Source organism: Paraburkholderia acidiphila (assembly GCF_009789655.1).
GTDB classification, from domain to species: Bacteria; Pseudomonadota; Gammaproteobacteria; order Burkholderiales; family Burkholderiaceae; genus Paraburkholderia; species Paraburkholderia acidiphila.
The window spans coordinates 1,769,559-1,788,693 of the sequence record NZ_CP046910.1 but is presented as its reverse complement, the minus strand read 5'-3'; the positions used below and the strand labels follow the sequence as shown (position 1 = coordinate 1,788,693).

13 protein-coding genes are annotated in these 19,135 nt (G+C 65.9%); 6 read left to right on the top strand and 7 right to left on the bottom strand.

Features of this window, described 5'->3' with window-relative positions; all coding sequences use genetic code 11:
• Positions 1-289 precede the first annotated feature (289 nt).
• Positions 290-1,753, top strand: a complete 1,464-nt coding sequence (locus FAZ97_RS22470) for a DUF1254 domain-containing protein (RefSeq protein ID WP_158760600.1) — start codon at positions 290-292, stop codon at positions 1,751-1,753.
• 329 nt (positions 1,754-2,082) lie between these two features.
• On the top strand, positions 2,083-5,865 hold the full coding sequence (locus FAZ97_RS22465) for a DUF748 domain-containing protein (RefSeq protein ID WP_158760599.1): 3,783 nt from the start codon (positions 2,083-2,085) through the stop codon (positions 5,863-5,865).
• Positions 5,866-5,903: 38 nt separating this feature from the next.
• Here FAZ97_RS22465 and pdxR read toward each other — a convergent pair whose 3' ends face one another.
• Positions 5,904-7,436 (bottom strand): MocR-like pyridoxine biosynthesis transcription factor PdxR, encoded by a 1,533-nt coding sequence (gene pdxR / locus FAZ97_RS22460; RefSeq protein WP_158760598.1) that lies wholly within the window; start codon positions 7,434-7,436, stop codon positions 5,904-5,906.
• Positions 7,437-7,594: 158 nt separating this feature from the next.
• Between pdxR and FAZ97_RS22455 the strand changes: the two genes are divergently transcribed.
• From FAZ97_RS22455 to FAZ97_RS22440, 4 genes are all read left to right on the top strand, one after another.
• Positions 7,595-8,686: an ABC transporter ATP-binding protein gene (locus FAZ97_RS22455; RefSeq protein ID WP_158760597.1), complete on the top strand. Its 1,092-nt coding sequence runs from the start codon at positions 7,595-7,597 to the stop codon at positions 8,684-8,686.
• Positions 8,687-8,813: 127 nt separating this feature from the next.
• On the top strand, positions 8,814-9,857 hold the full coding sequence (locus tag FAZ97_RS22450) for an ABC transporter substrate-binding protein (protein ID WP_158760596.1): 1,044 nt from the start codon (positions 8,814-8,816) through the stop codon (positions 9,855-9,857).
• Between the two features lie 88 nt (positions 9,858-9,945).
• Complete coding sequence (locus FAZ97_RS22445; protein ID WP_158761042.1) at positions 9,946-11,223, top strand: ABC transporter permease; 1,278 nt, start codon at positions 9,946-9,948, stop codon at positions 11,221-11,223.
• A 13-nt stretch (positions 11,224-11,236) separates the two neighbouring features.
• Positions 11,237-12,076, top strand: coding sequence for an ABC transporter permease (locus FAZ97_RS22440; RefSeq protein WP_158760595.1), 840 nt, complete (start codon positions 11,237-11,239; stop codon positions 12,074-12,076).
• 62 nt (positions 12,077-12,138) lie between these two features.
• Here the strand turns inward: FAZ97_RS22440 and FAZ97_RS22435 are convergent, their stop codons facing one another.
• From FAZ97_RS22435 to FAZ97_RS22410, 6 genes are all read right to left on the bottom strand, one after another.
• Complete coding sequence (locus tag FAZ97_RS22435) at positions 12,139-13,614, bottom strand: amidase (protein WP_158760594.1); 1,476 nt, start codon at positions 13,612-13,614, stop codon at positions 12,139-12,141.
• A 120-nt stretch (positions 13,615-13,734) separates the two neighbouring features.
• Positions 13,735-15,261 (bottom strand): efflux transporter outer membrane subunit, encoded by a 1,527-nt coding sequence (locus FAZ97_RS22430; protein WP_233271736.1) that lies wholly within the window; start codon positions 15,259-15,261, stop codon positions 13,735-13,737.
• A 1-nt stretch (position 15,262) separates the two neighbouring features.
• Positions 15,263-16,405 carry an ABC transporter permease gene (locus tag FAZ97_RS22425; protein WP_158760593.1) on the bottom strand — a complete coding sequence of 381 codons (1,143 nt, stop codon included), beginning with the start codon at positions 16,403-16,405 and terminating at the stop codon, positions 15,263-15,265.
• Positions 16,402-17,355, bottom strand: a complete 954-nt coding sequence (locus FAZ97_RS22420) for an ABC transporter ATP-binding protein (protein ID WP_158760592.1) — start codon at positions 17,353-17,355, stop codon at positions 16,402-16,404. The genes FAZ97_RS22425 and FAZ97_RS22420 overlap by 4 nt, the downstream gene beginning before the upstream one ends.
• The gene (locus FAZ97_RS22415) at positions 17,352-18,308 is read right to left on the bottom strand and encodes an HlyD family secretion protein (RefSeq protein ID WP_158760591.1); all 957 of its coding nucleotides are present in this window, start codon (positions 18,306-18,308) and stop codon (positions 17,352-17,354) included. Before FAZ97_RS22415 ends, FAZ97_RS22420 begins: the two co-directional genes overlap by 4 nt.
• Complete coding sequence (locus FAZ97_RS22410) at positions 18,305-19,021, bottom strand: TetR/AcrR family transcriptional regulator (protein ID WP_233271735.1); 717 nt, start codon at positions 19,019-19,021, stop codon at positions 18,305-18,307. Before FAZ97_RS22410 ends, FAZ97_RS22415 begins: the two co-directional genes overlap by 4 nt.
• Positions 19,022-19,135: the final 114 nt, after the last annotated feature.

The following is a 19,135-nucleotide window of genomic DNA, read 5'->3' as shown; positions in this document are numbered from 1 at the left end:
GGGGGTGCGAGCACTGGCTGTAAGCGATGTTACGCAGTATCTACGTTCCCATGATGGGAAGGTCAAGGGGTGCGACAGTACGTGAGGGGCCCGAGCGCAAGCTACACGGCTGTAAGGCAATATTCCACGCTGTAGTCTTTTCAGGCCCATGCGCGAGCGATACGATACCAACCGGCGGCATTGGCGCCTGCCGCGCGCCTTTCACCACGGCCCTGGGGGGGCCCGCGCGCGGAGTGGGTAGCCGGTCGACGTCACTTCATGGACCGCCCGCACCGAATACAACCAACAAATGACAACAATACATCGAGCAATCTCGTCGTACCGTAGCGGCTCCGTGCTTGCCTGCGTTGCCCTGATCGCCGGATGCGCCTCCGCGCCGAGCGACATCGCGCCGAAGAGCAACGGCTGGATGAAGGACGAAGTCTCCGACTCCTATGTGTTCGGCTATCCGCTCGTGCTGATGGACCTGTCGCGTGCCGCCGCCACGGGCACGGGCCCCGGCCAGGCTGCGCCGAACACGCTGCGCCACGCGCAGTCGCTGCCGCCCGTCGGTGCCTCGAGCCCGCCCGAACCGAACCTCGACACGCTTTCCTCGAGCGGCTGGCTCGACGTTTCGAGCGAGCCGGTGCTCGTCACGCTGCCCGACACGCATGGCCGCTACATGGACGCGCGCGCGCTCGACATGTGGACGAATGTCGTCTGGTCGACGGGCGCGGCGCAAGCCGGCGAACGTGTCAGCGGTCTGAAAGCGCAAACGATTGCATTCGTTCCGGCTGGCTGGAAGGGCACGTTGCCCGCGCGCGTGAAGCGCGTGGACGTGACGACGCGCTACGTGTGGTTCCTCGCGCGCATCCAGACGCGCGGCGGCGGCGACCTCGCGGCGGTGCGGCGGCTGCAGCGCGGCTTCCAGGTTACGGCCCTTTCCGACTGGGACGAGCGCGGCGCGCGCGGCAAGGCTGGCGCACGCGGCAACGGCGGCGCACGCGGCAACGAGCCGACCGGCGCCACGCAGAGCGGCGATCCGGTGGCGCCGGGCACGCCTTCCGCCCAGGTCGCGGCGCTCGACGCGAACGGGTTCTTCAGCCGGCTCGCGCAGGCGCTGGAAGACAACCCGCCCACGGCGGACGACGCGCACGCGCTCAAGATCCTCGGCGACATTGGCGTGCATCCGGGCGACCCGGCGGAACTGCCCTCGGGCACGAAGGACGCCGCAGTGGTGAAGGCGGGTCTCGCGGACGGCCGCACGCGCCTCACGACGCCGCCCCCGAACCTGCTGGCCGGCAACGGCTGGCTCTGGGTGGGCGACGACGCGGGCAACTACGGCCCCGACTACGCGCTGCGGGCCTACGCGGCGTACACGTCGCCGGGTCTTCCGACGACCCGCGACGAAGTGCGCGCCCGCGTGAGCCAGGACAGCGACGGTCATGCGCTCAACGGCGCGAACCGCTACACGATGCACTTCACGGCGAAGCAGTTGCCGCCGGTTCGCGGTTTCTGGTCGATCACGGCCTATACGACCGACGGCGCGCTCGACGCCGACGCGCCCGTGCGCGTGGCGTTCGGCGAGCGCAGCGGCGCGCGGCGCAACCGCGACGGCTCGCTCGACGTGCACGTGAGCGCCGAGCGCCCGCGCGGCGGCGCGAACTGGGTGCCGGCGCCGCACGGCGACTTCCGCCTTGTGCTGCGGCTCTACGCCGCGAAGCCGCAAGCGACCGATGGCAGCTGGCAGCCGCCCGCCGTCGAGCGGCAGTAAGCGCTGAACCGGGCCCAACCAGCCTGACCCAGGCGCTGACGGGACACTCTCCCGCCAGCGCTTTTTTTGCGCCGCATAAGCCCGGTCAAGCGCCGGGCGCTCGCGTTCTTTGCCCGCATTTTCATGCATCGCGCAACACACGCGACAGGTGCCGGGCAATCGCACTTCCGTTGTTACTTCTTGTTGCGCAAATCCTGCGCCGCGGGCGGCGTTTTCCCGCCGTCCGATCTTCTATCGGACCTATACTTCGGGCTGTCGGCATCCCCGGATTTCCGACTTCAGACCCACATCCCGCGGCGGGCCTGTTGCCGCCTCATCCGCAAGCAAGCATGGCAAGCCTCAACAAAGCGTCGCTCAACTCTTCCTTGCAATCGGTGCGCGCTGTCGCGCGTGCGCCTCGCACCCGGCGCATCCTCACGGGCGTCGTCATCTTTCTCATTGTGTTCGGCCTCGTCGGCTTCTTCGCCGCGCCGCCCATCATTCGTCATGTCGCCGAACAGCAACTGAGCAAGCAGCTCGACCGTCCCGTCACGATTGGCCGCATCGCGCTCAATCCGTATACGCTGCGTCTCGAAGCGGACCGCGTGCATATCGGCGAGCGCGGCGGCAATGGCGACTTCTTCGATGTTTCGCGCGCCGTCGTGCAGGCCTCATGGTCGTCGATCTTCCGCGCGGCGCCCATCGTCGAAGAACTGCGGCTCGACTCGCCGCGCGCCACGATCGTGCGGCTCGACGCGCAGCATTTCAACTTCTCGGACCTCATCGAGAAGTTCTCGACGCCCTCGAAGCCGAACAGCAAGCCCGCGCAGTTTTCGGTTTCGAACATCCGCGTCGAGAACGGCCAGATCACCTTCGACGATCGCCTGCTCAACGAAAAGCACGTGATCGACCGCTGGTCGCTCGGCATCCCGTTCATCGCCACGCTGGCTTCCAAGACCGACATCTTCGTCGAGCCGATGCTGCGCGCGCGCATCGACGGCTCGAGCACGCTCGCCATCGACGGCAAGACCAAGCCGTTCTCGGCGACGCGCGAGTCAGAGGTGGAGTTGCGCCTGACCGACCTCGATGTGCCGAAGCTCCTCACCTACGCGCCCACGAAGCTGCCCGTGACGGTGAAGAGCGGCAAGCTCTCGACCAACCTCAAGCTCGATTTCGTGATGTCGGGCGAGAAGCCCACGCTGCGCGTGACGGGCACGACCGACCTGAACGATTTCGACTCGACCGACAACGCCAATGCGCCGTTCTTCGGCGCGCGCAGCCTGCACGTCGCGGCGGCGTCGCTCGAACCGTTCAGCAACGTCTATCGCTTCGACGACATCCGTCTCGACGCGCCCACCGTGTGGGTCGCGCGCGACAAGCAAGGCGTGCTGAGCGTCGAGAAGCTCATGGGCGCGCCGGCGGCGCAAAAGGAGCAGGCTGAGAACAAGGCCGCGAGCGCCGCGCCGGCCTCGGGTGCCTCGGGTACGGCGAGCGCGCAGGCGGCGCCCGAGGAGGCGAAGCCCGCGCCGCTCGATCTCTCGATCCGCCAGTTCGCGCTCACGAACGGCACCGTGCACGTGCGCGACGATGTGCCTTCGCGCACGGTGAACATCGACCTCACCCAGCTTTCCACCACGCTCGATAAATTCTCGAGCACCGCGAAGGAAGGCGCGCCATTCACGTTTGCGACCACCGCGAACGACGGTGGCACGATCAAGGCGTCGGGCACGTTCAGCATGGCGGGCAAGAACGCCGAAGCCAACATCGCGCTCGCGAGCGTGAGCCTGCCGCAGATGCAGCCGTATATCGACAACCTGAGCAGCGCGCAGGTCGTGGATGGCAAACTGAACCTCACGTCCACGCTCAAGGCCGATTGGGCGCAGCAGCCTGCCGCCATGCAGGTCGGGCAGAGCACGCTCGGGCTCGAATCGCTCAAGCTCGCGGCGCGCGGCGCGAAGGCGCCTGCTATCTCGCTCGCCCAGGGCACCGTGCAGGTGAGCGGCATCGACCTCAACGCGCGCAAGGCGCAGATCGCCTCGGTGGACCTGACCGGCCTCGTGGTGAACGCCGAGCGCCAGAAGGGCGGCCAGATCGACCTGGCGCAGCTCGCGTCCACACATCAGGCGGCGCCCGAGCGTACGGCGATCCACGCAGCGCAGAAGTCCGTGCAGGAGGGGCCGGCGTGGCGCTATACGATCGACGCGTTCACGCTCAGTAACGGCACGATCAACTTCACGGACAGCTCGACGCAGCGCCCGGCGAAGCTCGCCATCACGCCGTTCGACCTGAAGATCCAGCAGATCAGCGACGACCTGCGGCACCCGCTGCCGATCGACCTGAAGGCGACCGTCAACCGCAAGGGCACGCTGGCGCTGAGCGGCAAGATCAACCCCACGCCGCTTACGGCGCAACTGAAGATCGACGCGAACCGGCTCGACGCCGCCGCGTTCGAGCCTTACTTCGGCAACCAGCTCAATGCGGTGATCGCCAGCGCGCTGCTCAACATGAACGGGCAGCTTTCCGTGGAGCAGGGCAAGGCGCTCAAGGCCAGCTATCGCGGCGACGCGGCGCTCGTGGACGTGCGCATGCTCGACAAGGCCACCTCCGGCCCGTTCGCGGGCTGGCGCTCGCTCGCGCTCACGAACCTGAAGGCGAACTACGACGACGCGCGCGGCACCGACGTGGACGCGAGCCGCGTGACCTTCGCGGGCTTCTACGGCCGCGTGCTGCTCGACGCGCAGGGCAAGCTCAATCTCAAGGACGTGGTTGCGCATCAAACCGGCGCGGCGCAGTCGCTCACGCAGGACACGAGCGGCAAGCCTGGCCAGCGCGAGCCCGTGCCGCTCACGCCGCAGGCGGCGAGCGCACCGGTGCAAACCGCTTCCGCACCCGCGCCGGCTTCCGCGCCTGCAACGGTCGTGGCTGCGCAGGCGCCGAAAACTCCAGTGCGCCTGCACTTCGGCGAGCTCGTGCTGCAAGACGGCCGCGTGAACTACACCGACAACTTCATCAAGCCGAACTACACCGCCGACCTCGTGCAGATCCACGGCACGGTGGGCGCGTTCGGCACGGAGTCGACGACGCCCGCGCCGGTGGACGTGTCCGCGAAGCTCGCGGCGAACGGGCCGCTCTCGATCAAGGGCACGATAAACCCGCTTATCGCGAAGCCTTCGCTCGACCTCACGGCGAGCGCGCACGACATCGAGCTGACGAACCTCACGCCGTACTCGGCGAAGTACGCGGGCTACCCGATCACGAAGGGCAAGCTCAACGTCGACCTGCATTACCAGCTCGCGAACGACCAGCTCTCGGCGAACAACCATATCTTCATCGATCAGCTCACGTTCGGCGATCACATCGACAACGACACGGCGACCAAGCTGCCGGTGCGTCTCGCGATCTCGCTGCTGAAGAACCGCAAGGGTGAGATCGACGTGAACATTCCGGTGTCGGGCTCGCTCTCGAACCCCGAGTTCAGCCTGGGCGGCCTGATCTGGAAGGCGGTGCTCAACCTGATCGCGAAGGCGGTGACCGCGCCGTTCACGCTGCTCGCCAACGCATTCGGCGGCGGCGGCGAAGATCTTGGCTATGTCGAATTCGCAGCGGGCACAGCAACGCTGACCGATACCGACCAGAAGAAGCTCGACACGATCGTGAAGGCACTCGACGACAAGCCCTCGATCAAGATCGACCTGATCGGCCGCGTCGATCCGGCTGTGGACACGCCTGCGCTGCGCGAGCGATACGTGGATCGCCTCGTGCGGCTTCAGAAGGTGAAGGACACGGTGGGCAATGGCGAGAGCGTGGATACCTCGCAGGTCAAGGTGGACGACAAGGAGTACGAGAAGTACCTCACCAAGGCCTATAAGGATGCCGACTTCAAGAAGCCGCGCAACATGGTCGGCTTCACGAAGACGCTGCCCGTGGACGACATGAAGCAGGCGCTGGCCGACCACGCGCCCGTTGACGATGCGGCCTTGCGCAACCTCGCTCAGCAACGCGCGCAAGCGGTGCAGCAATACTTCGAAGGCAAGGTCGACCCGAGCCGAGTGTTCATCGTGGCGCCGAAGCTGGATGCGAAGGGCATCGACGACAAGGGCGCGACGACGCGGGTGGATTTCGGCCTGAAATAGGCGTTTTTTCGCGACTCAATGCAGCGGCGCGCTTCGGTTCAACCGGCGCGCCGCAGCTTTTCCGGCTTCGAAAACGCGTGTTCCTCGATCACCTGCGCGAGCGTCGCGAAAGCCGGCTCGATTTCCTCGTGCGGCACGCACGCGTAACCCGTTAGCAATCCTTGGCGATCCTGGCGCACGCTGTAGTAGGCGGCAAGCGGGCGCACGATCACGCCCGCATCGTAGGCGGCCGCGGTGACGACGCGATCGTCGGCGTGGTCGGGCAGGCCGAGCACGAAGTGCAGGCCCGCTTCGTCGCCCATGACCGGCAGCGCGTCGCCGAAATGGCGCGTGACCGCGTCGATCAGCAACTGGCGCCGCTCGCCATACAGCGTGCGCATGCGGCGCACGTGCGAGGTGAGATAGCCGTCCATGATGAATTCGGCGAGCACGGCTTGCTGCATGAGCTGGCCTTCGCGATACAGCTCCGCCACGCCGGTGCGGAACGTGGCCGCGAGCCGCTCGGGCACGACCATGTAGCCGATGCGCAGGCCCGGAAACAGCAGCTTGCCGAGACTGCCCACGTAGATCACGCGGTCCGACTCGTCGAGACCTTGCAGCGAGGCGAGCGGGCGGCTGCCGTAGCGGAACTCGCTGTCGTAGTCGTCCTCGATGATCCACACCTTGTGCTGGCGCGCGTATTCGAGCAGCGTGCGCCGGCGCGCGAGGCTCATCACCATGCCGAGCGGGTATTGATGCGATGGCGTGACGAGCGCGATACGCGGCGGGTCGCGCAGGTCCTGTTCGCGCGGATTGAGCCCTTCGTCGTCGACGGGAATGGGCGCGAGCTTCAATCCTGAGGACTGCAACACACTGCGCGCGCCCCAATAGCACGGCTCTTCGACCCATGCGCGGTCGCCCACGTCGGCGAGCAGGCGCACGGCGAGATCGATGGACTGGTGAATGCCGGTCGTGATGATGATCTGGTCCGGCGTGCAGCGCACCGAGCGTGCCACGCGCAGGTAGTCCGAAAGCGCGCGCCGCAGCGGCCGGTAGCCGCCGCCGGGCGCGTAAGTCAGCAAATCGTGATTCGCCGATTTCCACAGCCGCGCCTGCAGGCGGCTCCACGTGCGCGCGGGAAATTCGGCCACGTCGGGCACGCCCGGCATGAACGCGCCCCACTGCTTGGCGGACACGCCCGCCTCGTTGATGAGCCGTTGGCCGCGCATCGACATGTCGCCGCGCGGGGAGCCCCCGTTCGCGTCGTCTTCCTCGTCGGCGGGGGCGGCGGCGGGCGCCGCCGTGCTCACGGCGGCCGTGTCCGGGCGCGTGTCGGCGACATAGGTGCCGCTGCCCGTCGTCGAGATCACGTAGCCCTCGGCGCTCAGCTGGTCGTAGACGTGCAGCACGGTGTTGCGCGCCACGCCGAGGTCGCCAGCCAGCGTGCGCGAGCTGGGCAGCTTGGTGCCGGGCGCGAGCCGGCCCGTCAGGATGGCCTGCTGCATGAGCTGCAGCAGCTGGCGGTAGGCGGGCTCGGCGCTTTCCTTGTCGAGTTGCGCCGCGAGCCATTCGGACAGGATGACCATGGCCAAGTGGTTCCATCGATAATAATGAAATGGCTCCATTGAATAGAGCCGGGACCATCTATAGTAATTCGCACGTCAGTTTCGGTTAATGCCTGTGACAGCATTTATTTAATCGCGTCAGAAGAGGCGGGCCGGAGAAAGAGCAAGCAATGGAGACAGGGCGCATGAAGACCTCGGATGTGATCGTCAGCTTTCGCGGCGTACGCAAGACGTACGACGGCGAGACGCTGGTTGTCAAACAACTTGACCTCGATATTTACCAGGGCGAGTTTTTGACGCTGCTCGGGCCTTCCGGCTCGGGCAAAACCACCTGCCTGATGATGCTCGCCGGCTTCGAGTTTCCCACTGGCGGCGAGATCCGCCTCGAAGGCAAGCTGCTCAACAACGTGCCGCCGCACAAGCGCGACATCGGCATGGTGTTTCAGAACTACGCGCTCTTTCCGCATCTCACGGTCGAGCAGAACGTGGCTTACCCGCTGGGCGTGCGCAAGGTGCCCACTGCGGAACGCGCGCAGCGCGTGAACGACGCGCTCAAGATGGTGCGCATGGAAGGCTTCGCGAAGCGCTATCCCGCGCAGCTTTCGGGCGGCCAGCAGCAGCGCATCGCGCTCGCCCGCGCGCTCGTGTTCCAGCCGAAGCTCGTGCTGATGGACGAGCCGCTCGGCGCGCTCGACAAGCAATTGCGCGAACATATGCAGTACGAACTGAAATCGCTGCACGAGAAGCTCGGCGTCACCTTCGTGTACGTCACGCACGACCAGGGCGAGGCGCTCACCATGTCGGACCGCGTGGCCGTGTTCGACAAGGGCATCGTGCAGCAACTCGACAGCGTGGACCGGCTCTACGAGTCGCCGTGCAACGAGTTCGTGGCTAACTTCATTGGCGACAGCAACCGGCTGCGCGGCACCATCGCCGCCGTGGATGGCGAGTACTGCGAAATGCATCTTGCCGACGGTACGCGTCTGAAGGGCCGCAACGTGGCGGGTGCGCAGGCCGGCGCCGCGGCTATCGCCTGTATTCGCCCCGAGCGCATGAAGCTTGCGAACGGTTCGAAGGGCAATGGCGCAAACGCGCTGGCAGGCGTTGCGCGCGGCCTGATCTATTTCGGCGACCACGTTCGCATGCGCTGTGGCCTGCCCCAGCAGGACGAGTGCTTCGTGAAGGTGCCGCTCGGCACCGAGGCGCTCGACGGCTTCGCGCCCGGTCAGCCGGTCGCACTCGAATTCGCGCCTGAGCATTTGCGCGTGTTCGCATGAGGCGTGCGGGCGCGGCGCGCGATCTCGCGCGCCGTCGCCTCGCGAAGCAAGCGTCTCGACGATCGGGCCACATCTCTCGCACCGAAGGGCCCGGCAAGACAAACCACCAAGGAGAAGGGACTCAACCATGAAGCAGATCGGCAACATGCGCGTTGCTGCGGTCGCGGCCGCGCTCGCACTCTCGTTCGGCGTGGCGAATGCCGCGGAACTGACCGTCGTGAACTTTGGCGGCGCCAATGGCAATGCGCAGAAGGCGGCGTTCAACGAGCCGTTCCAGGCGCAGACGGGCAACAAGATCACCGCTGTCGAGTACAACGGCGAGCAGGCCAAGGTGAAGGCCATGGTCGACGCGAAGCACGTGGACTGGGACGTGGTGGAAGTCGAAACCGGCGACATCGCGCGCGGCTGCGACGAAGGTCTCTACGAAAAGCTCGACTGGGCCAAGCTCGGCAACAAGGGCGATTTCATGAAGGCGGCGCAGCAGCCCTGCGGCGCAGGCTTCTTCGTGTGGTCCACCGCGCTCGCCTATAACGCCGACAAGCTCAAGACCGCGCCCACGAGCTGGGCCGACTTCTGGGACGTGAAGAAATTCCCGGGCAAGCGCGGCATGCGCAAGGGCGCTCAGTACAACCTGGAATTCGCACTGATGGCCGACGGCGTGGCGCCGCAGGATGTCTACAAGGTGCTCTCGACCAAGGCGGGCCAGGACCGCGCGTTCAAGAAGCTCGACGAACTGAAGCCGAACATCCAGTGGTGGGAAGCCGGCGCGCAGCCGCCGCAGTTCCTCGTCGCGGGCGACGTGGTGATGTCCACGGCGTTCAACGGCCGTATCGACGCCGCGCAGCGCGAAGGCAAGAACCTCAAGGTCGTCTGGAACGGCAGCATCTACGACCTCGACTACTGGGCGATTCCGAAGGGTGCGCCGAACAAGGCGCTGGCCGAGCAGTACATCGCCTATACGCTCTCGCAGAAGCCGCAACAGGCGTACGCGCAGCACATCGCTTACGGCCCGGTGAACGCGAACGCGATCAAGGCGCTCGACGCGAAGACGCTCGGCAATCTGCCGAACTCGCCGGCCAACGGCAAGAACGCGGTGCAGCAGAACCTCACGTTCTGGACCGATCACGGCGACGAGCTGGAGCAGCGCTTCGCCTCGTGGGCTGCGAAGTAAGATGATGGAGTGACGCTCCGGCGCGCGAGGCGCCGGAGCGTTTGGCTGCTTCGTGCGGCCCGGAGGCTGGAGACAGTAAGTGACCACAATGACGACCGTGACCAACGTTACCGGCGCGGCACGCGAAGAGAGCGCGCGCCTGAAGCGCGAACTGCGCGTGGCGCAAGCGAAGAAGCGCACCGTGGCGCTCATGCTGATCGCGCCGCTCGCGATCTTTTTGCTGCTGATTTTCGTGGTGCCGATCGCGGCGCTGCTCACACGCGCGGTGCAGAATCCCGAAGTGGCGACGGCGCTGCCGCATACCATTACCGCGCTGCGCGACTGGGACCGCAAGAGCGCGCCGCCCGACGCGGCCTACGCGGCACTCGCGCAGGACCTGACCGTCGTGCAGGACGGCGACGCGATGGGCGCGCTGGCGCGCCGCCTGAATGTGGAAATCGCGGGCTTCCGCTCACTGGTCGCGAAGACGGCGCGCGCCATGCCGCTTGCCGACGACGACGGCAAACCGCTCACGCTCACGCCCGCACAAACGCGCGCCAAGATCGTCGAACTCGACGACCGCTGGAACGACGTGGCCTACTGGCAGGCCATCGCCAAAAACAGTTCGCGTTATTCGCCGTTCTATCTGCTCGCCTCGCTCGATCACCGGCAGGATGCATTCGGCAACATCGTGGCCGCCGACCCAGAACAGCAGATCTATCTCGACGTGTTCGGCCGTACCTTTGTCATCAGCGTGTTCGTGACGGTGTTCGCGCTGCTGCTCGGCTACCCGCTCGCCTACTGGATCTCGACGCTCTCCGAGCGCCGCGCGAATCTCGTGATGATCCTCGTGCTGATTCCGTTCTGGACGTCGATTCTCGTGCGCGTGGCCGCGTGGATCGTGATTCTCCAGGGCGAGGGTCTCGTCAACAAGGCGCTGCTCGGCACGGGCCTCATTTCGCAACCGTTGACGCTGCTGTTCAATCGCGTGGGCGTCTATATCTCGATGACGCACATCCTGCTGCCGTTCATGGTGCTGCCGCTCTACAGCGTAATGAAGTCGATTCCGCCCACGTACCAGCGCGCCGCGGTGTCGCTCGGCAGCCATCCGTTCGCGGCCTTCTGGCGCGTGTACGTGCCGCAGACCTACCCAGGGGTGGGCGCGGGCGTGCTGCTCGTGTTCATCCTCTCGATTGGCTACTACATCACGCCGGCGCTGCTCGGCGGCCCGGGCGACCAGATGGTGAGCTATTACGTGGCGTACTTCACCAACGTGTCGATCAACTGGGGCATGGCCTGCGCGCTCGGCGCGCTGCTGCTCGCGGCGACCACGGTGCTCTATTTCGTCTACGGGCGCTTCACGCGCACACAACTGAGCCTTGGCTGAGGAAAGCGCAATCATGAAATTCGCCAAACCGCTTTTTGCGCCGCATACATCGGCTGTCGAACGCGTGTGGTACTTCGCGCTGCGCGCGCTCGTCGTGCTCACGCTGCTGTATCTGATCCTGCCCGTGCTCGCGATCGTGCCGCTGTCGTTTTCGTCGAGCACGTTCCTCGTTTATCCGATTCCGGGCTGGTCGCTGCGCTGGTACGAAAACCTCGTGATGTCCGACGAATGGCGCATGGCCGCGAAGAACAGCTTCATCGTGGGCCCCGCGGCGACGTTGGTGGCGACCGTCCTTGGCACACTCGCGGCCATCGGCATCACCAAGGCCGATTTCCGCGGCAAGGCGCTGCTCATGGCCGTGCTGATCTCGCCGATGATCGTGCCGGTGGTCGTGGTGGGCGTCGGCATGTATCTGTTTTTTGCGCCGCTCGGTCTCGCCAATACGTACCTCGGGCTGATCCTCGCGCATGCGTCGCTCGGCGTGCCGTTCGTCGTGACGACAGTGGCGGCCACGCTGCAGGGCTTCAATCACAATCTCGTGCGTGCGAGTCTTTCGCTCGGGGCGAATCCGGTCACGACGTTCTTCCGCATCACGCTGCCCGTGATCGCGCCTGGCGTGATTTCCGGCGCGCTCTTTGCGTTCGCGACGTCGTTCGATGAGGTGGTCGTGACGCTCTTCCTCGCGGGCGCCGATCAGACCACCTTGCCGCGCCAGATGTTCACGGGCATTCGCGAGAACATCAGCCCGACGATCGCTGCGCTCGCAACGATCCTGATCGTGTTCTCCACGTGTCTGCTGCTCGCGCTCGAATGGTTGCGGGGCAGGAATGCGGCGCGCGCGGTGAAAGCGTGACGGTTTAAGTGCTTGATAGAAAAAAAGGCAGCGCCGCGGCGCTGCCTTTTTGCTTCTGTGCGTTACGCCTGAAGCAGCGCCGGCACGCGCCGCTTGACCCACTGCGTGGCGCGGTCGTACGCGTGGGCGAGTTGCAGCACCGAAAGATCCGCCTGCGGCTTGCCGATGACCTGCAACCCCATCGGCAGGCCCTGCGCATTGAAGCCCGCAGGCACGCTGATCACGGGCAGTCCGGCGAGACTGCCGCCAATCACCACTTCCATCCAGCGGTGATAGGTGTCCATCGTGCGGCCCGCGATCGACTTCGGCCAGTGCTCGTTCGCCGCGAACGGGAAGAGTTGAGCGCTTGGCAGCACGAGGTAGTCGTAACGTTCGAAGAGGGCGAGTAGCGCGTTGTACCACTGGCTGCGCGTGACCGTGGCGTTCCACACGTCTTCGCCCGAGAGCTTCAGGCCGCCTTCCACTTCCCATTGCGCTTCGGGCTTGAGCAGCGCGCGTTTCTCCGGGTCGCGATAGAGCGCGCCCAGCGTGCCCGCGCACGAGAAATGGCGCAGCGTGAGCCAGGTTTGCCACAGGCGCTCCATCTGGAAGTCGGGGCGCGCGTTTTCCACCTTGCAGCCAATCGATTCGAAGTCCTTGAGCGCCGTTTCGCATAGTGCGAGCACGCCGTCTTCCATCGGCAAATAACCGTCGTAATCGCCTAGCCAACCGATGCGCGCGCAACCAAAATCGCGCTCGAGCGGGCCTGCAAACTGCGCGGGATCTTCGGAGAGGGAAAGCGGCGCGCGCGCATCGTAGCCCGCCTGGGTGGAGAGCAGCATCGCGAGGTCGGGCACGTTGCGGGCCATCGGTCCCGCATAGCCGAGCTGGTGAAAGAACAGTTCGTGCGCAGGCACGGAGGGCACGCGCCCTTGCGACGGACGAAACCCGAACACGTTGTTCCAGCCAGCGGGATTGCGCAGCGATCCCATCATGTCGCTGCCGTCCGCCACGGGCAGCATGCGCAGTGCGAGCGCCACGGCGGTGCCGCCGCTGCTGCCGCCCGCGCTGCGCGTGGGGTCGTAAGCGTTGAGCGTGGTGCCGAAGACCGTGTTGTAGGTGTTCGAGCCGAGGCCGAATTCCGGCGTGTTCGTCTTGCCGATGAAAATCGCACCCTGTGCGCGCATGCGCGCGGCCATCAGCGAATCGGCGGCAGGCACCTCGTTGCGGAACAGCGGCGAGCCTTGCGTGTAGGGGATGCCGGCCGTGGCCGTGAGATCCTTCGGCGCTTGCGGCATGCCGTGCATCCAGCCGAGGTATTCCCCGCGCGCGAGCTGGGCGTCGCGTTCGCCGGCCTCGGCGAGCAGCGTGGCGCGCTCGCGCAGCGAGACGATGGCGTTGGCCGGCGTATTCACGCGCTCGATATGGTCGAGGAACGCCGTCATCACTTCGCGGCAGGACACCTTGCGCAGCCGTATCCATTCCGAAAGCTGGAGCGCGTTGGCCGCGACGAGATCGTTGGGGGACAGTGTTGCGGGGGACGGCGGTGCCTGGTTCATACGTGTCTCTCGTTTGCGGATGGAACAAGGGGAGGGTCATTGTCGCGCAGGCGCGGCGCAAGCGGAAGGAAACGAATGGTTGCCGTTATGGCCTGATGGTTGCCGCAAGGGGCCGCTGGACTACCGAACGGGCGCGGCGGGCACAGACGTGTCGTTGTCCGCTGCAGATGGCGCTAGAGCAGGAAGCGGGGCGCCACCCAGGGCCTGGTAGAGCGCCGCCGTGTCGGTCAGCCGATCCGCATGAACGCGCGTGCGGTCGAGCATCGTCTGGAGTGCCTGGCGTTGTGCATCGATCAGCGAGAATTCGCTCACGCCCCCTGCTGTGTAGCGCGTTTGCGTGATCGCGGCGTTGGCCTGTGCCTCGCGGGCGGCTTCGTCGCGCGCCTGCAGTTCGGTCGCATCGTTCTGGAGCGCCTGCAGTGAGTCGGCGACTTGCTGCAACGCCTGCAGAACGGTCTGACGATAGTCCGCGAACGCGGCTTCATAGGCGGCTTCTGACGCCCGCTTTTTCGCCCGCAACTCGCCGCCATGGAACAGCGGTTGGGTGAGGCCGAGCCCCACGTTCCAGATATTGAGTCCGTTGACCACGTCCTCGATGTGCGTGCGCTCCGATCCAATGCCCGCAGAGAGCGAGATCTGTGGAAAGAGATTAGCGGTTGCCACGCCGACGTTCGCGCCGGCCTGGTGCAGCAGCGCTTCAGCGGCGCGGATGTCGGGACGCTCTCGGGCCAGCGTGGAAGGCACAGTGAGCGAGACCGTATCGGGCAGATTCAGGGTATCGAGAGAAAGTGTATCGAGCGGCGCGGCGAACTGCGAAGGCGCCACGCCCAGCAAAGTTGCGAGCTGATGCTCCGCCGCGTCGCGCTGTGTTTCGAGCGGCGGCAGCGAGGCGCGTGTTTGCGCGAGCAGCGTGCGCTGGCTTCGCACGTCGATCTCCGCTACACCGCCGGCCGTGTAGCGCGCTTGCATGATCGCGAGCTGGCGTGCCTGCGTCTGCGCGAGTTGCGTTGTGATATCGATCTGGCGTTGCAGCGACGCGCGGCGTATGGCCGTGGCGACCACGTTACCGGCCACGGAGAGTCGCGCAGCCTCCATTTCGTACGCCTGATAATCGACCTGGGCGAGCGTGGCTTCGAGCGCGCGACGGTTGACGCCGAACACGTCGAGTACGTACGAGACGCTGACCGAAGCGTTGTAGAGCGTAAACGGCGCCGGATTCGGCACTTGTGTAATGCCGAACGCGGCGAGATCGACTTTCTGGCGCGTGCCGGAAAGCTTCAGATCGACGGACGGAAAGTTCGTCGCGCCTGCTTGCGCGTTGTAGTTTTCGCGCGCTTCTACGAGCTTGGCGCGCGCCGAGTCGAGTGTGGGGCTCGCGCGCAAGGCTTGATCGACGAGTGAGTTCAACTGGGCACTGCCGAATTGCGTCCACCATGCATTCGGTGCGTGTTCGACGGTGGCGAAGGTCTGCGCGCCGCCTCCGGGGCCTGTCGCACTGGCGGTCGCCGCGGGCACGCTCTCGCGTGTCCAGCCCGTGGCCTCGGGTGCGGCGGGCGTGTGAAAATCGGGGCCCACGGTGCAGCCCGAGAGCGTGAGCACAAGCAGCAAGGCAAAGGCGGCGTCGCGCGTCATGGAGATGTGCCCCATGCTAATCGAGCGTGCGCCGGTAAAAGCGCACGGCGATGGCCATGACCGCGACCGTGAAGACGGCGAGCGGCCAGACTGCCGGCCACAGGTCGGTCCAGCCGTTGCCCTTGAGCAGGATGCCGCGCACGAGCCGGTTGAAATACGTGAGCGGCAGCAGATTGCCGAGCCACTGCGCCCAGCGCGGCATGCCGCCGAACGGAAACATGAAGCCGGAGAGCAGCAGGCTGGGCAGGAAATAGAACATCGTCAGCTGCATGGCCTGCAACTGGTTTTGCGCGAGCGACGAGAGCGTGATGCCCACCGTGAGATTCGCGGCGATGAAGAGCAGCGCCGAAAGATACAGCGGGACGAGACCGCCCGCAAACGGCACATGAAACACGTAGCGCGCGGCGAGCACGATGATGGTCGCCTGGATCAGCCCAATTGCCACGTACGGAATGATCTTGCCCGTCATCACCTCGATAGGCAGCACAGGCGTGGCGAGCAGATTCTCCATCGTGCCGCGCTCGCGCTCGCGCGTGATGGCGAGGCCCGTCATCATCACCATCGTCATCGTGAGGATCACGCCCATGAGGCCCGGTACCACGTTGTATTGCGTAATGCCCTCGGGGTTGTAAAGCCGGTGCACCTGCACGTCGAACGCGGCTGGCGTGCCGTTCAGGTGTGCGAGCGGGCCGGTGAGGTCCTTCGCGGCCACCGGCGCGACGAGCCCCGGCAGCGCGGCGAGTGCGGTGGTGATGGCGGTGGGGTCGCTCGCATCGGCTTCGACGAGCAGCGAGGGTCTTTCGCCGCGCAGCAGGCGCCGTGAGAAATCGACAGGAATGCTAAGCACTAACTGAACCGTGCCGCGCGCGAGCGCGTGGCGCGCCGAGGCTTCGTCGGGCAGCGTTTCGACTACATCGAAATACGCGGAATTACGCATGCCCGCGACGAAACTGCGCGCGAACACGCTGTCCTCGCCTACGACAATGGCCGTGGGCAGATGTTTGGGGTCGGTGTTGATCGCGTAGCCAAACAGCGTGAGCTGGATGATCGGCAGGCCAACGATCATCGCGAACGTGATGCGGTCGCGCTTGAGCTGCAGGAACTCCTTGAGCACGATGCTCCACCAGCGCGCCACGGAAAACGGGAACGACGCGCTCACGACGTCGCTCCGTAGTTGTCTTGAGCATGGCTCATCAGGTAGATGAAGACATCTTCGAGACCGGTGTCGATGCGTTCGGCGCGCAACGGCTGGCCCTCCACGGCGCGCGCGACGGCGGTGGCGAGGGCCGCATGATCGCGTCCGCTCGCATGCAGCGCGGAGCCGAACACCACTGTCTGGTCGATTCCCGGTGCGTTGCGCAACTGCGCAGCGAGCGCGGTCAGGCGCTCGCCATGAATGGCCCACGTTTCGAGGTCTTGTTCGGCGATTACCTCGGCGGCGGTGCCCTGCGTGAGCAGCTTGCCGTAGGCGATATAAGCGAGCTTGTGGCAGCGCTCGGCTTCGTCCATGTAGTGCGTACTCACGAGCACCGAAATACCCTGCGCCGCGAGCCGGTGCAGTTCCTCCCAGAAGTCACGGCGCGCGGTAGGATCGACGCCCGCAGTCGGTTCGTCGAGCAGCAGCAGTTCGGGCTCGTGCAACATGCAGGCCGCGAGCGCGAGCCGCTGCTTCCAGCCGCCCGAGAGCGCGCCGGTGAGCTGGCTCGCGCGGCTCGCGAGCCCGAGCGATTCGAGCGCGCGGTCGACAGCTTCGCGGCGATTCGGCATCTGGTAGATACGCGCGACGAAGTCGAGGTTCTCTCGAATCGTCAGGTCTTCCCAATACGAGAAACGTTGCGTCATGTAGCCCACGTGACGCTTGATCTGCGCGCTCTCGCGCAGGATGTCGTAGCCAAGGCAGGTGCCTGAACCGGAGTCGGGCGTGAGCAGCCCGCACATGAGCCGGATCGACGTGGTCTTGCCGCTGCCGTTGGGGCCGAGAAAGCCGAAGATCTCGCCGCGCCCCACCCGCAGCGACACGTCGTTCACAACATGCTTGCTGCCGAAGTGCTTGTTGAGATTGCGCACGTCGATGGCGTAGTCGCCGGCAGGATGATCAGGTGTGCTCATTGCAGCGTCACCTCGACCGGCTGGCCCGGATGCAGCTTGACGGCGTCTTGCGCGGAAGGCCGCGCCTCGATCAGGAAAACGAGCTTTGCTCGGTTTTCGTTGCTGTAGATGACGGGCGGCGTGTATTCGGCCGCGTTCGAAATCCACGTGATGGTGGCGGGCACGAGGGCGGCGCAACCGTCGCAACGCACGTTCACCTTGCGGCCGGGCGCGAGCGACCCAACGATCGTTTCGGGCACGAAGAAGCGCACCTTCACGTTCTGCGGCGGCAACATCTGCACGACAGGGTTCCCTGCCTGCACCCACTCGCCCACACGAAATAGCGTGTCGTAGACGAGGCCGCCGCTCGGCACGCTCACGCGCTTCTGGTCGAGCCGCCACTGCGCCTGTGCGAGCGAGGCGCGCGCGGCTTCGACATCGGCGGCCTGGGCGGCGATTTGCGCGGTACGCCCCGGCAGATTCGCCACGCGCACCTGGTTTTGCAGCTCGCGCACCTGGGCGGCCGTGGAGGCGGCTTGCGCGCGCGAGTCGTCGAGCTGTGCCTGTGCAATGCCGCCTGCGCGCAGTTGCGCCTCGTCTCGCGTGAGCTGGAGCGCGGCCTTGTGCGCGTTCGCCTCGGCCTGCGCGAGCTGCGCCTCGGTTACCCGCACTTCGGGCGGGCGCTTGCCGGTCTGGAGGTCGGCGAGCTGCTTCTGCGCGGCAGTGAGCCGATGCTGCGCCTCGTCGCGCGCGGCCGCCTCTTCGACGGAGTCGAGCGCGAAGGCGGGCGCATTGGCGCCCACGGTTTGTCCGCGTTGCACGTCGAGGTGCGTGAGCGTGCCCGGCTGCGACGACGCGAGATAGACATACTCGCCCTCTGCGTAGCCCTGCCAGCCGGGCGTTCCCTGTCTGGAGCACGCGGCGAGCGCGAACGCGAACGCGACGGCGCACAGGCAGGCCATGCCGCGCTTCATGACGCGTCCTCCTTGCGGCCCGCGGCGCGGCGCACACGCTTGTCCTGCGGCGCTGGGCGCAAGGCCGCGCTCAACAGCGCGCTCACATGCCGATGCAGCGCCTCGCGCTCGATTTTTGGAAAGCCTCGCGCGCTTTGCCAGATCTTCGAAGTGGCGAGCGGCAGCATGACAAGCGCAAGAATCGAGATGAAGAGCAGCGGCGCTTCGAGTTCGGCATTCACGCTGCCGTCGCGCTGCGCCTCGCCGATGCGCGCGGCAAAGCGTTGCAGCTGCTCGATGGGTAGCCGCTTGAGCATGCGCTCGCGCAGCAAGCCACCTTCGTTGACGATTTCGCGCAGCCAGAGCGGCGGCAGCCAGGGCATGCGCGAGGTGACTTCGAAGAGCCGCGCAACCAGCTCCTCCACGAGCGCGCGGGGGTCTTGCGCAATGTCGCCCTCCACGCTCTCCCACACGAAAGCAATCGAGCGCGCAATGCGCTCGTCAACCACGGCGTCGAGCAGCTTTTCGCGGTTCGTGAAGTAGTAGTGAACCATGGCGGATGTGACGCCTGCGGCCTCGGCAATCTGCGCCATGGTGGTAGCCGCAATGCCCTGCTCGCCGAACAGTTGTGTGGCGCTGGCGAGCAGCCGCTCGCGCATGTCGAGGTCGGCGGCGGCGCGGCGCCGGCCGCGCGGGCGCGGTGCAGAAGCGGCAGTGCGGGTGCGCGTGATCATCGTTCTACTTTAATTCACGCGTTAGTTAAATTCAAATTGCGCGCGTAGCGGGTTAACCCTGCGACCCTAACTTGGAGAGTCGTTTCAGATCTTTCCTATACAAAAACAATGGCG